14 protein-coding genes are annotated in these 14,898 nt (G+C 62.1%); 11 read left to right on the top strand and 3 right to left on the bottom strand.

Annotation, left to right across the window (positions count from 1 at the left end):
• Nucleotides 1–59: 59 nt before the first annotated feature.
• Both KQ296_RS10075 and KQ296_RS10070 read right to left on the bottom strand, forming a co-directional pair.
• Nucleotides 60–950, bottom strand: coding sequence for an ROK family protein (locus KQ296_RS10075; protein ID WP_011932672.1), 891 nt, complete (start codon nt 948–950; stop codon nt 60–62).
• Nucleotides 951–953: 3 nt separating this feature from the next.
• Nucleotides 954–5,384 carry a translocation/assembly module TamB domain-containing protein gene (locus KQ296_RS10070; RefSeq protein WP_011932671.1) on the bottom strand — a complete coding sequence of 1,477 codons (4,431 nt, stop codon included), beginning with the start codon at nt 5,382–5,384 and terminating at the stop codon, nt 954–956.
• A gap of 64 nt (nt 5,385–5,448) precedes the next feature.
• Here KQ296_RS10070 and KQ296_RS10065 point away from each other — a divergent pair, with 64 nt between their 5' ends.
• From KQ296_RS10065 to KQ296_RS10015, 11 genes are all read left to right on the top strand, one after another.
• Nucleotides 5,449–5,892, top strand: coding sequence for a Ycf51 family protein (locus KQ296_RS10065; RefSeq protein WP_011932670.1), 444 nt, complete (start codon nt 5,449–5,451; stop codon nt 5,890–5,892).
• Nucleotides 5,889–6,293, top strand: a complete 405-nt coding sequence (locus KQ296_RS10060) for a DUF4332 domain-containing protein (RefSeq protein ID WP_011932669.1) — start codon at nt 5,889–5,891, stop codon at nt 6,291–6,293. Before KQ296_RS10065 ends, KQ296_RS10060 begins: the two co-directional genes overlap by 4 nt.
• Nucleotides 6,294–6,413: 120 nt before the next feature.
• On the top strand, nt 6,414–6,659 hold the full coding sequence (locus KQ296_RS10055) for a hypothetical protein (protein ID WP_011932668.1): 246 nt from the start codon (nt 6,414–6,416) through the stop codon (nt 6,657–6,659).
• Nucleotides 6,649–8,253 carry a CocE/NonD family hydrolase gene (locus tag KQ296_RS10050; RefSeq protein WP_011932667.1) on the top strand — a complete coding sequence of 535 codons (1,605 nt, stop codon included), beginning with the start codon at nt 6,649–6,651 and terminating at the stop codon, nt 8,251–8,253. Before KQ296_RS10055 ends, KQ296_RS10050 begins: the two co-directional genes overlap by 11 nt.
• A 23-nt stretch (nt 8,254–8,276) precedes the next feature.
• On the top strand, nt 8,277–9,023 hold the full coding sequence (locus KQ296_RS10045; RefSeq protein ID WP_041428782.1) for a DUF3887 domain-containing protein: 747 nt from the start codon (nt 8,277–8,279) through the stop codon (nt 9,021–9,023).
• A 78-nt stretch (nt 9,024–9,101) separates the two neighbouring features.
• Nucleotides 9,102–11,387 (top strand): 1,4-alpha-glucan branching protein GlgB, encoded by a 2,286-nt coding sequence (glgB, locus tag KQ296_RS10040; protein ID WP_011932665.1) that lies wholly within the window; start codon nt 9,102–9,104, stop codon nt 11,385–11,387.
• A 119-nt stretch (nt 11,388–11,506) separates the two neighbouring features.
• Nucleotides 11,507–12,565, top strand: coding sequence for a uroporphyrinogen decarboxylase (hemE, locus tag KQ296_RS10035; protein ID WP_011932664.1), 1,059 nt, complete (start codon nt 11,507–11,509; stop codon nt 12,563–12,565).
• A 10-nt stretch (nt 12,566–12,575) separates the two neighbouring features.
• Nucleotides 12,576–13,568, top strand: coding sequence for an NAD(P)-dependent oxidoreductase (locus KQ296_RS10030; RefSeq protein ID WP_011932663.1), 993 nt, complete (start codon nt 12,576–12,578; stop codon nt 13,566–13,568).
• A 34-nt stretch (nt 13,569–13,602) separates the two neighbouring features.
• Nucleotides 13,603–13,962: a plastocyanin gene (gene petE, locus KQ296_RS10025; protein ID WP_011932662.1), complete on the top strand. Its 360-nt coding sequence runs from the start codon at nt 13,603–13,605 to the stop codon at nt 13,960–13,962.
• 133 nt (nt 13,963–14,095) lie between these two features.
• Nucleotides 14,096–14,458 (top strand): c-type cytochrome, encoded by a 363-nt coding sequence (locus KQ296_RS10020; RefSeq protein ID WP_011932661.1) that lies wholly within the window; start codon nt 14,096–14,098, stop codon nt 14,456–14,458.
• Entirely contained in the window at nt 14,455–14,655 is a 201-nt protein-coding gene (locus KQ296_RS10015) for a Nif11-like leader peptide family natural product precursor (protein WP_011932660.1), read from the top strand. Before KQ296_RS10020 ends, KQ296_RS10015 begins: the two co-directional genes overlap by 4 nt.
• Nucleotides 14,656–14,659: 4 nt before the next feature.
• Here KQ296_RS10015 and KQ296_RS10010 read toward each other — a convergent pair whose 3' ends face one another.
• On the bottom strand, nt 14,660–14,875 hold the full coding sequence (locus KQ296_RS10010; protein WP_011932659.1) for a hypothetical protein: 216 nt from the start codon (nt 14,873–14,875) through the stop codon (nt 14,660–14,662).
• Nucleotides 14,876–14,898 lie beyond the last annotated feature (23 nt).

The following is a 14,898-nucleotide window of genomic DNA, read 5'->3' as shown; positions in this document are numbered from 1 at the left end:
CGTTCAACGAAGGCCATCATCAACGCCGAGGGGCTGGCGGAGTCAACCGGGGCCTGACTTCAGCGCAAGCGCTGCAAAGCGAGCCGAGCTGCGCCGAGACGACCGGCTCCATTTCCCAGGGCACAGGCTTCGATGCGCAGTCCCTCCCTGGAAACGGCCTGCACCCGCTGAGCCACCTCTTGGCGCACCGCGGGAAGAAAATGGGGACTGGCTCCAGCCAGCCCTCCGCCCACCAGCACGCGTTGTGGTGTAAACACGTACACCAGCGATGTGATGCCGATCCCCAGCAGGCGGCCGTATTCAGCCCAGATCGCCAGAGCCTCAGCATCCCCGCGCGACGCCGCTTCAGCGAGAAGGGCTGGCGCCTTGGCGCTGAGACGCCCCAGGCCACTGATGCTGGCGAATTGTTCGAGCGACCCTTGATTGCCGCTGTTGCAGGGAGGCCCGTCCGGGTCGAGGGTGATCAAACCAGGCTCTGCAGCGGCACCGTTGTGGCCCGTGAACAACGTGCCCCCGAGCATCACCCCCCCGCCAACCCCCGTTCCCAAGGTGAGAAGCACCACATCCTGACAACCTCGAGCAGCCCCCTTCCAGGCCTCTCCCACGAGGGCGCAGTTGCCGTCATTGGCCAACGTGACCCTGCGCTTGAGGCGTGGCTCCAGCCACGCAGCCAGGGGAACCTCCTCCCATCCAGGCAGATTGATGCACACCCTCGCCACCCGGGCCGCTGCATCCATCGGTCCAGGCAGCCCAATCCCCACCCGTTCGGCCGTCCTCTGCGGATCGAGCGTGTCGATGGCCTCCACCAGTTCCATGCACACGGATCCGGGTGTTGCCGGTTGCGGCGTGGGTCGCTGGAGTTCAGCCAGCAAGGTGCCATCCAGGCTGAACAGGCCGAGCTTGAGAGCGGTTCCACCGATATCAACTCCCAGAACACACGGCTCAGCCATGAATCAGAAGCGCAGAAACACCTGAAGTTGAGACTGCCACGTGCCCTGCGTATCCACGGAAGCGGACACACTCGTTCTGGAGTTGATTTGGTAGGTCAAGGTGCCCTGGCTGGGGATGTCGTTGCGGTCGGGAGCAGCCAACACGGAGAAATCGAAGCGATCGGTGAGCGCCACACCCACGTCCGTGACCAAGGCGAGCTGGGGAGGCACCTGCCCAGACGTGCGTTCCTGATTGCTTTGCACCGTTGGGGTCACGTACGTGGGATAGAGGGCGAACTGCAAGCGTTGATTGAAGGCATCCGTCAAGGTGCCGAGCACGGGCGACAGCAGCGACTGGCCGAGCACCGCCGCCAGAGCCGCACCAGCACCAGCGCCGGAGAGGCCAGCCAGGGAGTTGCCGCCGATCAAGCCCAGCAATTCCGCCTGGGGCAGCGGAGGAGAACTGCGCAGTGTGATGGCATCAGCCAAACGATCCGCTGGCCCAGCGGCAGTGAGCATCACCTTGATCAGACGCAACTGGCCACCACCGCCGAGAGTGCCGAGGCCATTGGTATCGAACACGGAGCTGGAGACTGAGTTGCTCCCGGTCCCCAGGTTCACACTGTCGGAAACCCTGCTGGTCATGGCCACATCCACGTAGGGGATCAGACCGAGAGATGGGGTGAAGACCGCCACATTGGGTGCGCGACGATCCAGGTTGAACGTCGTTGTAAACATCGACACCCGCCCGGTGAGCAGCTGCACCACACCGCGGAGCTGCAGGCTGGGGTCCAGGGCACCATTCAGCGTCAACAGTCCGGCCGTGGTGAAGTTCGCGAGCGGCTGCACCTCCACTCTGAGCTTGGGACCAAGCCTGAGCCGCAGATCATTGAATCCCAGGAAGGGAAGGTTTGGCAGCGACGCCTTCAGCGCACGGCTGCTGTTCGCCTCGATGTTGGGCCCCAGCAAGACCAGCGGTTCCTCAAAGTTCCATTGCTGCTCGAGCAGGGCATCCGCCGACACAATCTGCCCACCACCGCCCTTGACCGGCGTTGTGGCCAGAACCTTCGATGCCGCCCTGTTCTTGGGACGCACCAACATCGAGCGCGTTGGCCGGATCGCGCCATCACTGACCTCCAGACTGCCGCCCACATCAGGCTTCACCAAGGCCCCCGTGATCGTGAGATCGGCACCAACCTGAACGTCTGCAATCGGCAACTTGATCCGCGCCTTCTCCAATTGCAGTCGCAACGGCTTGGCCTCAGGGGCGGGGCGGAGCAGAGCCAGGGAGCCACTGCCTTTGAGCTCACCGCCTGAACCGACGCGTCCCGTCAGCGACTGAACCTCCAACCGGTCGAAATCGAACACGACCGACCCGTTCACCTGGGAGAGCGCTTGGTCCTGAGCCGTGAACGAAGCATTTTTCAGCACCACGTAACCATTGGCTTCCGGGGCCGACAACGGTCCGCTGAGCAGGAGCCGCAGGTCGGCATCTCCCTTGGTCCAAGACACCAATCCCCCCGTGAAACCGGTGAGAAAACGCAGACCATCCCCGAGGCTGACAACCCTGACATCGAGCGGTTGATCGGAGCCCAGCGGGATGCGCCCGGTGACAGTGACAGGCTCAGCGGCCTGCTCCGCCAGAAGCGCCAGATCAAGCGTTAAGCCACCGTTTTCAAACAGCACCTGCCCGCGCTCGAGAGCGACCGGCTTGTCCCCAACCCGCGCATCCTCCAGCGCAAGATCGAGGCTGAGCTCGGGTGATGCAGCGCCGAGCTTGTAGCGGCCCGTGAATCCAACAGCGCCTTGAAGCGCCGGCGGCACAGGAGCCACGAGGGCGAGCAGGCTGAAGGGGAGATGTTCCAGGGAGAAACTGCCTTCCCCGCCCTGGATCGGGCCTTCGATTCGGGCGATGAAGGGTTTGACCTGCAGGGCGTAATCCTGGTCCTGTCCTTCGATCCAGAGATGGCCCCTGGCCTGGAGATCAAGATCGAGGCGACTGAGCCTGGGGCCTTTCACATCGATCACCGCATCCACCTGCCCTCTCAGATCCTTGAGATGCAAGGGATCGCGATCAGGGCTTGCTTGGGTCGCGTTCAGCAAAGCCTCCCGGGCGTCGCGAAGGGCCTGCAGCTGACCGTCAAGCGTTCCCCCAAAGGTGTTCACCAACAAGGTGCCCAGATCCGTGGCTGTCCCCATGGAGGCCGGCAGCTCTTCGTTGAGCTGGGGCAGGCTGAGCGCACTGTTGGCCAACCAACGGGCACTGAGTCCCCGTGCTTCCACATGGGCATCCAAGGAACCGTTCAGCCGACCGGTGGCGTCGAGCGTGATCTGGCCCGTGTCCGGTGGGAGCAGCTCACCGCTGAAGGCATAGCGACGATCCTCGTAACGACCGCTCAGCAGGATCTGACGCAGTTGGAGCCCCATCAGCCCCGGCCGAGTGATGCTCAGATCAGCCTCCATTGCCAATGGCTGCAGCCCCAGGGTCCCTTCTCCACTCAAGCGGCCATAGAGCCCCTCCCAGCGCTGCTTCGGAGGCAAGGCCAGCTCCACCCCGTCGATGGCGAGTCCCTTGGCCATCCAGCGGTAAGCCGCCGGTGTTCCAGTCATCTCCATGCGACCACCACGCCGGGTCAGAAGCACCCGACGCGGCAACCAGTTCGCTCCAAGGGTGGCTTCGAGGTCCCCCTGCACCACCGCACCAACGGAGGCCATGGTCAGAACGCCACCTCCTCCAGCCAGCCCCTCAAAGCGTCCGGTCCAGTTCTCGGCCAGGCGAATCGCCCCGGCACGGGGTTCATTCACAGCGATGCTGAGATCAGGTCGAAGCGCCTGAAGCGGACCACGCACCCGACCGGATGCGCTGATCGATCCGTCCATCGCGGTGCCCAGCAGCGGACCGAGGCGCTTCAGCGGATAGCGATCCAGCTTTAGATCAGCCTGAAGATCTCCGAGTTGCAGGCCCTGCCCGCCAAGGGCGAGCGGAAGACGGGCCTGCGCTTGAAGGTCAGGACTGCGGAACTCCTCGACCCGCAGAAGACCGGTTGCGCGGCTCCAGCCAGCCTTCAGCGACCAGGCATCGAGAAGAGGATTGCTGGCCTGCGCGAGATCAAAACTGACAACGGGTTTCGCCGTTTCTCCTCGTAGCTTCAACAGCCCCTGCAGCGGCGCCTCCGCCCCCAGAAACTCAGGCACCAGCGGCAGTCGCTTCCAAGCCGGCCCGGCGAGGGTGAGCTGTTGGCTGGTCACATCGAGCTGTGGATGAAGCGTCCCCTGCGCTTGCACCGCCACACCGGGTGCCTGCAGATCGAAACGCTCGAGCTGGGCCGTCCAGGCCTTGCGGTTGCGCCAATCGGCGCCCAGCTGAACAGCCAACTGCAAAGGCCCATCCAGAGCCACCGTTTCGGGCAGAGCCCAGCGCCCCTTGAGCTGAAGTTTTGGTTGATACCAATCGCCCAGCAAACGGAAGGCAACGGTCCTGTCCTTGCCAAGCTCCCTGAGGCCACCGCGTAAATCGAAGGCGCGATTCAGACGCACCTGACCACCAAGATCGGCGCGATAGTTCCCATAAACCCATGCACTGGTGGGAATCGTCAGCGCGTTGCCACGGCAGCTGACCTTCAGCTGCTTCGAGCGCAGGGTTTGATCCAGAGGTTCACCGCTCACCTCAACACCAACCAGGGACACCCCCCCGCTGCAATTCGCCTGTCCCTGCCTCCAGCCAAGGCGCAGATCTCCGCCCAGCTGTCCCCGCAGTTGCACAGGGAGTTGGGCGGGCAGAAGCCCCTGATAGCGCTCCAGCCGAATCCGCTCCAGTCGGGTGCTCAGTTGCAGTTCCGGGCGCACCCAACGGCCCCGCCCCTGGAGCGTGATCCGGCCACGATCCGGCAGTGCCACCTGCAGGGACACGTCGGCTCGATGCTCATCCAGGCGAACCGATGTTCTGCCTGCTGCACGGAGCGCCAGTCCAGCAGGAGCAATCTGCAATCGCGCTGAATCCGTGAGCCGAACATCCAGATCGAGGCGAGGCGGCTTGCCGCCCTTCGGCTGGGGACCCAGCACCCAGTACGCCCCTTGAGGATTGCGGCGCAGGTCGAGCTGGGCGCCCTTGACGCCCACAGTCACCACGGGCCGAAGCCGCTGCAAGCTGGCCAGAGGGTTCAGACCAACCGTCAGCTGCTGCACCGAGGCCGTGGACTGATCGCGGCGACCGCGCTGCACCTTGATCGGGCCAACCGTGATCCCGCGCAGGCTCAACCCCCGATAAGCGCCGATGCTCACCGGGTGTCCCAGGGGTTTGCCCACCTGTTCTTCAAGGTCCGGGCGCAGTCGTTCGAACACCGACGCAACGACGCGATCGGCAGCAATCCAAACAACACCACCACCGATCAGCGCGACTGCGAGCCTCTTGGCGATCACGGTGTGAGTTCGCCCCCTTGGACCGCTTCCGAGCATCAATCTCCGTCAATTGCCTGGAAGCCGACGCAATATAAGGAGCACATCCTTGAGACACCACCCCATGCCCTTACCGGAGTTGCTGGATCAGTCGAGCGGCTGGCTGGCCTGGGGCGGAGCAGCGCTGTCAGCACTGACGATCGTGGCCTTCATCGCCCGCTGGGGACTGCGTTTCCGTCTGGTGGGAGTGAGCAGTTTCACCCTGTTGCTGGCCGCAAGCTGCTGGGCTTTTTCAGTGAGTTACACCCCCACCGTGAAGGTGGATGGAGCCCTTCGCGTTCCTGTGGTGTTCGACAACGGGGACGATCTCGTGGTGGCGCAGGCAGGCATTGATTTCCCCCCTGAGGCCGTAGCACCCACCCTCGAACAGCTCGCCAGCAATGTGCGACCTGGAGGGCGCAGCAGCGCCGTGGTCTCGGTGCGGCTGCGTCAGTTGCAACCAGCTGGCGACGGCGCTTCGAAGCCCGTCGTTCTCGGGGAGCTCGAGCGCAGCTTTGAGGCCGGATGAACGCCTCCGATCCACTCGAAGAGCTGCCACAGGGGTTGCGTGATGAACAGGCTCAGCTCCTGGCCTCAGGACTGAACACCTGGGGAGACGTTCAGAACCTGAGCGATCATCAGATCAGTCGCCTGGCCGCCTCAGGCAGGGCCTCCGCACGGAACCTCCGCCGCCTCAAAGGCATGGCTGATCTGGGATGCCGCCTCGATCTCGCTCCAGCGGATGCGGCCCTCCTGATGCATGCGGGTCTGGCCACAGTCGCCGCCGTGGCGGGTTCATCCCCCCCTGAGCTGGTCACCCGCACAGGGCGTTTAGAGCGGCAACTGCGCAGCGGGCGCCCACCGGTGGTTGACCTGGCTTTGGCAAAGACCTGGATCCTGAGAGCCAAGGAGAGGCAAAACACGAACTGACCGCCCCGGCAAGCAGGTCATGGTCCCACCCGTTTCAAATGAATCATGAACAAGGGCGGAGGTCCTATGCACTCCTTCCAAACGTTGGCACGAACGTTGGCTCGATTGAGCGCTGCCTCCATGGCGCTGGCGTTCACGATGGCCATGCCCAGCGCTGCACAGTCCACCCTTCTCGAGAGCGTCAAGCGCAATCCGAAGGAGGCCAAGGCCCTCTGCCGGCAATTCAAAGCCTTGAATGCCAAGGGTGAGTCGGCGCTGTCGGGTCAGGCCATCGGTCAGCTGGCCAGTCAGCGCAACCTCAGCACCACCGACGCTGAGATCCTGGCCACGTATGTGATCGGCCTTCACTGCCCCGATGTTCGTTGATCACACCCTGATCAGCGAGGACGGCATTGGGCTCGCATCCAGACTCTGGCGTCCTGATGGTGCCGGTCCATGGCCCTGGCTGTTGATGCGCCAACCCTATGGACGGGCCATCGCCTCCACCGTGACTTTGCCGCACCCTGATTGGTGGTGCCGCCATGGGTTCATGGTGATGGTGCAGGACGTTCGCGGGCAAGGAGACTCCGATGGGGTGTTCAAAGGATTCGGACAGGAAGCGCGCGATACGGCCACAACCCTGGAATGGGTTCGCAACCACCCCGATTGCAATGGTCGGATCGGTTTCTACGGCTTTTCTTATCAAGGCCTGACCCAGCTTCTGGCCCCGGAGGACTGTCCTCCGCCCGATTGCATGGCACCGGCGATGTGCGGGCTCGATGAGCGCAGCCACTGGAGCTGCGAGGGCGGTGCGCACTGGTGGCATCTCGGCCTGGGCTGGGGTCTGCAGCTGGCAGCACTGCAGGCCAGACGACGGGGTGATCAGCGTGGCTGGGCTGAGATCCGTGAAAGCCTTGAGAATGGTCGTTACCTGCGGGATGGCCCTGCACTGCTTGAACGCCATGATCCCGATGGCATGGCTCTGCGCTGGTTGAAGCAGCGTGCAGACCAAGCGGATGGCTGGATCCAGCATCAGAGCCCACGCTCCTGGTTGCGTCGTCCGCTGCTGCTGCTGGGCGGATGGTGGGATCCCCATCTCCGCGGCGTGCTCGATCTCGCCGCAAGGTCCCGGGCCGCAGGCGGACGTCCGGAACTGCACATCGGCCCCGCCACCCATCTGCAATGGTGGCCTCAGAGCAGTGCGCTGCTGCTCAACTTCTTTCAGCGCCATCTGCAAGACCATCCAGCGGTTGCGGATGCTGGGAGCCTGAGGCTCTGGGACCAGGGACGTGATCACTGGGTTGAAGGGCCCTGGACCCTGGCGGAACCCGCCTCAGAACATGCCGTTGGCTGGCACCTCGCCAGTGGCGGCCTGGCCTGCCTCGATCCCAACGATGGCCGTCTTCTCCCGTCGCCGGCAGGCTGCGGAGGAACCGTCACCGTTGTGCATGATCCTTGGCGTCCGGTCCAGGCCGTAGGTGGTCACCTGAGTCCATCAGCGGGACCCTGCGACCGCAGTTCCATCGACCAGCGCAGTGATGTTGCTCTCTTCACCAGTGCTCCACTGCCAGAAGCAATCGTGCTGAACGGCCGTCCGGTCTTGCGCTGTCAGGCGTCGGCGGATCAACCCGGATTCGATCTCAGCGTGACCCTGTCCAGACTCCCCGCGGGATCGACGACCACCCAGCAATTATCGACGGGTCATCGGCGCATTCTTGGAGACCGTGCCCAGCAGATCGAGGAACGCTGCGTTGAACTGCAGCCGCTGCTTGCGAGTTTTCAAGCAGGCGATCGCCTGCGGCTCTCCATTGCCGGTGCGGCGTGGCCTGCGGTGGGCGTGAATCCAGGCACGCTGGAGCATTCCTGCGGAGCACCGCATCCCGGCTGCCAGGTGATCAGCATCGCGTTGCATTTGGAGACAGCTCGGCTGCAGATGGAGTCTTTGCTGATGCTCCACAACGATGGAACTCCGGCAGACTGACGCCGAATGTTCGGATGATTGTTGTGAAGCTCACCTCCTGTCTTCTGGCTGCAGCCCTGGCCACCAGCACGGTTGAGCTGATCCCTGCCCCCTCCGTTCGCGCCGAGAGTCTCCTCAGCCAGGCCACCGAAGCACCCCGCACAGGCCTCAGCCCCCGCCAGGCCACCGAGGCCGCCACGGCGTTGCTTCAAGCCATCCAAACCAAAAATGCAGCAGGGATTTACGCCCTGCTCTCGTCGCCGCTGCAGGCCGCAACCACTGCGGAAGCCGTCGCCAAGCGTCTGGAATCCGCCCCAGGGATTGAAACGTTCCGCGTGGTGGCCGTGAACCCCGGCATGGACGACACCACCGTGGACACCGTTGCGATCACCAACGGTGGAACCCGGGAGGTTCCTCTGATGCTGGTGCTCGACGACGACGGCAAACTGCTCGCCTGGAAATGGGTCGGCACGATGCGCCCGATCGAGCAGACGGCACTCAATTTTGTGAAGGATCTGGATGCAGGCCGCTGGGTGGCGGCTCGCTATTACCTCGATCTCGATTTCCAGAAAGAGATTTCACCGGCCGATCTGCAACGCAAATGGACCAAGCTCGAAACTGTCCTCGGCGGTGTGAAGCGCATCAAGAGCGCGCTGGTGGCGAGCCAAGGGGGTGAGCAACAGCTCGTTTTGGTCACCATCGAATTCGGCAAAGTCACCGACAACCTGTTCGTGATCTTCAACCGCCAGGGGCGAATCATCAACGTGGATTTCTCCGCGGATTTGGTCTGATCACCACCTCCGACGGATCGGTGCGCCGCATGTTGGGAATTTCGGCTTAAGCTCCCGGCCAACGCGGCGTCCGAAGGCATGACCAACACTGTTCTCGAGTGGATGGTTGAGGACGCCCAGCGATTGGCCGAGTGCCGTCACGACCATCCCTTCGCCGTCCTCGGGCCCCAACCTCAGGAGGATGGCACCTGGGTTCTCCGCGCATGGATGCCTGAAGCGGAGGGTGTCACCTTGCTCCTGGGAGACCAAGAGATGGGGATGTCGACTCCCCACCATCCCTGGATCTTCGAAGCGTCCGTCGCCCATGACCCCGGATGCGCCTACCGCTTACGGGTGCACCGCGGAGGCATCACCCACGAACAGCACGACCCCTGGGCGTTCCGACAGGACTGGATGGGCGAGATGGATCGCCATCTCTTCGCCGAAGGCAACCATCACCACATCTGGCGCCGCATGGGTGCCCATCACTGCGAGCGGGAAGGGATCCCGGGGGTGATGTTCTGCCTTTGGGCTCCGCATGCACGCAGCGTGAGTGTGATCGGCGATCTGAACTCCTGGGATGGCCGTCACCACCCCATGCAGCAGCGCCTGGGAGGAATCTGGGAGCTCTTCGTTCCCGGCCTGGCGGAGGGACAGCTCTACAAATATGAAATCCGCACCCAGGAGGGCCACTGCTATCAGAAGGCCGATCCCTACGGGTTCCAGCATGAGGTTCGTCCCGACACCAGTTCAGTGGTGAGCCACCTGGATGGCTTCCATTGGACTGACACGGACTGGATCCAGAAGCGCGACAGCAGCAATCCCCTCGATCAACCGATCGCGGTGTACGAGATGCACCTCGGCAGTTGGATCCACGCGGCCGCCGACGAGCCCTTCATCGAAGCCGATGGCACCCCCCGAGCTCCTGTTCCCGCCGCTGACCTCAAACCCGGTGCTCGGCTGCTCACCTATCCGGAGCTTGCCGATCGCCTGATTCCCTACGTGAAGGAGCGGGGCTTCACCCACATCGAGCTGATGCCGATCACCGAGCATCCCTTCGATGGCTCCTGGGGGTATCAGGTCACCGGTTGGTACGCGCCCACGAGCCGCTACGGCACACCTGATGAATTCCGTGCCTTTGTCGACCGCTGCCATGCTGAGGGCATCGGCGTGATCATCGATTGGGTCCCTGGCCACTTCCCGCGCGACAGCCATGGCCTCGCCTTCTTCGACGGTTGCCATCTCTATGAGCATGCCGACCCAAGAATTGGCGAACACAAAGAATGGGGGACGCTGATCTTCAATTACAGCCGCAATGAGGTTCGCAACTTTCTGGTTGCCAACCTGGTGTTCTGGTTCGATCAGTTCCACATCGATGGCATCCGTGTGGACGCTGTTGCATCGATGCTGTATCGCGACTATCTGCGCCCGGATGGCGAATGGCTCCCCAATGAACACGGCGGCAGGGAAAACACCGAAGCGGTGCAATTCCTGCAGCAAGCCAATCACGTGCTCTTCCAGCACTTCCCAGGAGCCCTCTCAATCGCCGAGGAATCCACCACATGGCCCATGGTCACGCAGCCCACGGACATCGGTGGTCTTGGCTTCAACCTGAAATGGAACATGGGTTGGATGCACGACATGCTCGATTATTTCGAGCTTGATCCCTGGTTCCGCCAGTTCCATCAGAACAACATCACATTTTCCATCTGGTACACCTACACGGAAAATTTCATGCTGGCCCTCAGCCACGATGAGGTGGTGCATGGCAAGAGCAATCTTCTGCACAAAATGCCTGGAGATGATTGGCAGAAATACGCCAACACCAGAGCACTACTGGCCTACATGTGGACGCACCCGGGCAAGAAAACCATCTTCATGGGAATGGAGTTTGGCCAGAGGGCTGAATGGAATGTTTGGGGAGATCTGCAATGGGATCTTCTCAACTACGAACCGCATCAAGGTGTCCAGCGCATGGTCGATGACCTCAATGGGCTGTACAAATCAGAGCCTGCCCTCTGGCGTGATGACTTTGATCAATACGGCTTCCAATGGATTGACTGCAACGACAACCGCCATTCCGTGATCAGCTTCATGCGCCGGGAAAGCACAAGCGGCACCTGGCTCGTGGTTGTGGCCAACTTCACGCCGCAAAGTCATTCTCACTATCGCGTCGGCGTTCCTCTGGCTGGGTACTACGAAGAGATCTTCAACACCGATGCCAGCAAATACGGTGGCAGCAACCTGGGCAACATGGGCGGAAAGCCCACTGAAGAGTGGGGGATCCACGGCTACGAAAACTCTCTCGACCTTTGCCTGCCGCCCTTGAGCCTGATGGTGTTCAAGCACGATCCCAAAAAGAGCCTCAATCCAGTTCAGGAGTGATCGGGTCTGCCATCCCGAGAAAGTTCTCCGCATATGACGAAGGCCCCGGGATGCAGGCATCCCGGGGCTTTTTACATGCATCACTCAGGTAAGTTTCCGGCTACGCCGATAAAAGCTTGATGAGCGACACCCTGCCCTTGTTGCTGCGCGCAGCCCGCGGTGAGGCGGTGGAGCGTCCTCCCGTCTGGATGATGCGTCAGGCAGGTCGCTACATGAAGATCTACAGGGATCTCCGCGACAAATACCCCAGCTTCCGGGAACGCTCCGAAAACCCTGATCTCTCCTACGAGATCTCCATGCAGCCCTTCAACGCCTTCAAGCCCGACGGCGTGATCCTGTTCTCCGACATCCTCACGCCCCTGCCGGGCATGGGCATTGATTTCGACATCATCGAGAGCAAGGGCCCCCAGATCGGCGACCCGATCCGCACCATGGCCCAGGTGGATGCTCTGCATCCGTTGAACCCAGCTGAATCGATGCCTTTTGTGGGCGAAGTTCTCGGTCGTCTGCGTCAGAGCGTGGGCAATGAGGCCGCCGTGCTGGGCTTTGTTGGCGCTCCCTGGACGCTGGCCGCGTACGTGGTGGAGGGCAAGAGCAGCAAAAACTACGCCGTGATCAAGGCCATGGCCTTCCAGGAACCGGCGCTGCTGCACAAGCTGCTCGATCACTTCGCGGAATCGATTGCCCAGTACCTTCGCTATCAAATCGACTCCGGCGCCCAGGTGGTGCAGATGTTTGATTCCTGGGCCGGCCAGCTCAGCCCCGCGGATTACGACACCTTCGCGGCTCCTTATCAAAAGAAAGTGGTGGATCTGGTCAAGCAGACCCACCCCGACACCCCCTTCATCCTCTACATCTCTGGCAGTGCAGGGGTGCTCGAGCGCATGGCCACCACCGGGGTGGACATCATCTCTCTCGATTGGACCGTGGACATGGCCGAAGCCCTGGCCAGGCTGCCCGAGCACATCGGCGTGCAAGGCAACGTGGATCCCGGCCTGCTCTTTGGAACGCCCGAAGCGATCGAGGCCAGGATCGACGACTGCGTGCGCAAAGCCAGGGGCCGCAAGCACATCCTCAACCTCGGTCACGGAATCCTGCCTGGGACCCCTGAGGAGAACGGTGCATCCTTCTTCCGCTCCGGCAAGAGCGTGATGGACCGCATCGGCGCCCTCGCCTGAGCACCAGCCCATGCCTGCCCGCATCCTCATTACCGGCGCCAGCGGCTGCGTTGGTCAGTACACCGCCCATTGGCTGCTGCAGAACAGCGATGCGGATCTCCTCCTCTGGTTGCGGGATCCCTCCAAGCTCACGGCAATCCAGGCCAACAATCCCCGGGTGAGGCTGCTGGTGGGCGATCTGCGCGAAACCGACCGCTTTGCCAGCGATCTGGCCACGGTCACCCGCGTGATTCACACCGCCACGGCCTGGGGGGATCCAGAGCGCGCCCATCAAGTGAATGTGGTGGCCGTGAAGCGGTTGCTGGCGCTGCTCAACCCAAATCTGATCGAACAGATCACATACTTTTCAACGGCGAGCATTCTGAATCGCCACCTCCAGCCACTCCCGGAAGCACTCGCTTACGGCACGGAATACATCCAAACCAAAGCGCAGTGCCTCAGCGATCTGGAACAGCATCCGCTGGCCGAGAAGATCGTGGCGGTGTTTCCAACGCTGGTGTTCGGCGGGCGAGTGGATGGCACCAGTCCCTTTCCCACCAGCTATCTCACAGAAGGTCTGGCGGAAGCCAGCAAGTGGCTCTGGCTGGCCCGGTTTCTCAGGGCCGACGCCAGTTTCCATTTCATCCATGCAGCGGACATTGCCGCGATCTGCGGGCACCTGGCGGTCACCCCGCATCAGCGCAATGCCGAGCCAGGCCAGGGAGCGGTTCGACGCATCGTGATGGGACAGCCGGCCATCAGCGTGAATGAAGCCGTTGCCACCCTTTGCCGGTGGCGTGGCGTCGCCCGTACGCCGGGGATTCCACTTTGGCCCTGGTTGATTGAAACGCTGATCAAGATTCTCCCCATCGAGGTGAACGCCTGGGACCGCTTCTCGATCAAACAGCGCCACTTCATCCACAACCCGGTCACCCAGCCCGAGCGCTTCGGCGGCACCAGCCATGCTGCAGATCTTGAAGCTGTGCTTCAAGACTCGGGCTTACCCCATCGAGGTGGCGTCTAAAAACGCTTAAGATCACCCAAGTGTTTCTGACGTCATGCTTAAGAGCCTGAAGTCCATTCTCTCTGCAGCCATCGCATTTCTCGTGGTCTGCTCCATCGGCGTCGCTTCTGCCAACGCCGCCACTGTTGAAGTGAAGCTTGGTACCGATGCCGGAATGCTGGCTTTCGAGCCCAGCACCGTCACCATCAAAGCTGGCGACACCGTCAAGTTCGTGAACAACAAGCTGGCTCCTCACAACGCTGTGTTCGACGGTCATGACGAGCTCAGCCACAGCGACCTGGCCTTCGCCCCCGGTGAGTCCTGGGAAGAAACCTTCAGCGAAGCCGGCACCTACGACTACTACTGCGAGCCCCATCGTGGTGCTGGCATGGTTGGCAAGGTGATTGTTGAGTGATCACGCTGTCTTGGATCGGTTGACGATTTCTTGAAAGCAACACAAGAGGCCCCCGGAGGATGTCACCTTTCCTCCGGGGGCTTTCTTTATGCCCTGGTCTGGATAGGGTTCGAGCAGAGATTCCCCGGGTTGGATGCTGAACCCCACCCCTTTCCTGGCCTTGCTTCTCTGCATGGGCTTGAGCCTGATCGCGGCATGGCCTGCCAGTGCTCTGAGCAGTCCAGATCCTGAGCATGGCGCCCAGCTGTTCTCGGCCAACTGCGCGGCCTGCCATATGGGTGGTGGCAATGTGATCAGCGCAAGCCGAACCTTGAGCCAAACCGATCTGCAAGCCCATCTGGAGTCCTACGGCATGGACCCACTGGAGGCCATCGAGCATCAGATCGAAAACGGCAAAAACGCCATGCCTGCCTACGAAGGCAAGCTCAGTGATCAAGACATTGCTGATGTCGCGGCCTACGTGGAGAGCCAGGCCGAACAGGGCTGGTCCCGATGAGCCGAGAGGGATTCAGCGATTTCGTTCGAGCGCTGGAGCGCAGCCCAGGCTTGAGACGAGACTTTCAGAACCTCGCCACGCTTGATGCGGTGATCGAACTGGCAAGACGCACAGGCTTTTCGGTTTCGGCCGGAGATTTCCAGGCCGATGCGCACTGCTCCAAGATCGCAAACTGGTTTGACAAGAGCAGGATCTGAGCCATCAGCCCCCCTGGCGGCAGGCCTCAAGAACAGCCAGATACAGATCTTCGTCCACCTCGCGGATGTCGTACTCCGTTGGCATCGCCTCGTGATGGTGTTCATGCACAACGGTCCAACACATGCGCTCGGGGTCGGTCAGGGTTGCGCCGTAAACCTCCCGCACCCTGGCCACAAGGCGCCTCACAAGCGTTGGGTCGACAGCCTTGGGCTGTTGCATTGTCAGTGGAATAGTTCGGTGGA

This window comes from Synechococcus sp. CS-197 (genome assembly GCF_025128215.1).
Classification (GTDB): Bacteria; Cyanobacteriota; Cyanobacteriia; order PCC-6307; family Cyanobiaceae; genus Synechococcus_C.
Note: the sequence above shows the minus strand (reverse complement) of the source record. Positions and strands in the feature narration are given on the sequence as shown.

Excerpts from the sequence above, each read along its gene's own strand:
- KQ296_RS10075 (WP_011932672.1), bottom strand. The coding sequence starts at position 950 with ATGGCTGAGCCGTGTGTTCTGGGAGTTGATATCGGTGGAACCGCTCTC.
- KQ296_RS10070 (WP_011932671.1), bottom strand. The coding sequence starts at position 5,384 with ATGCTCGGAAGCGGTCCAAGGGGGCGAACTCACACCGTGATCGCCAAG.
- KQ296_RS10065 (WP_011932670.1), top strand. The coding sequence starts at position 5,449 with ATGCCCTTACCGGAGTTGCTGGATCAGTCGAGCGGCTGGCTGGCCTGG.
- KQ296_RS10060 (WP_011932669.1), top strand. The coding sequence starts at position 5,889 with ATGAACGCCTCCGATCCACTCGAAGAGCTGCCACAGGGGTTGCGTGAT.
- KQ296_RS10055 (WP_011932668.1), top strand. The coding sequence starts at position 6,414 with ATGGCGCTGGCGTTCACGATGGCCATGCCCAGCGCTGCACAGTCCACC.
- KQ296_RS10050 (WP_011932667.1), top strand. The coding sequence starts at position 6,649 with ATGTTCGTTGATCACACCCTGATCAGCGAGGACGGCATTGGGCTCGCA.
- glgB (WP_011932665.1), top strand. The coding sequence starts at position 9,102 with ATGACCAACACTGTTCTCGAGTGGATGGTTGAGGACGCCCAGCGATTG.
- hemE (WP_011932664.1), top strand. The coding sequence starts at position 11,507 with ATGAGCGACACCCTGCCCTTGTTGCTGCGCGCAGCCCGCGGTGAGGCG.
- KQ296_RS10030 (WP_011932663.1), top strand. The coding sequence starts at position 12,576 with ATGCCTGCCCGCATCCTCATTACCGGCGCCAGCGGCTGCGTTGGTCAG.
- petE (WP_011932662.1), top strand. The coding sequence starts at position 13,603 with ATGCTTAAGAGCCTGAAGTCCATTCTCTCTGCAGCCATCGCATTTCTC.
- KQ296_RS10020 (WP_011932661.1), top strand. The coding sequence starts at position 14,096 with ATGCTGAACCCCACCCCTTTCCTGGCCTTGCTTCTCTGCATGGGCTTG.
- KQ296_RS10015 (WP_011932660.1), top strand. The coding sequence starts at position 14,455 with ATGAGCCGAGAGGGATTCAGCGATTTCGTTCGAGCGCTGGAGCGCAGC.
- KQ296_RS10010 (WP_011932659.1), bottom strand. The coding sequence starts at position 14,875 with ATGCAACAGCCCAAGGCTGTCGACCCAACGCTTGTGAGGCGCCTTGTG.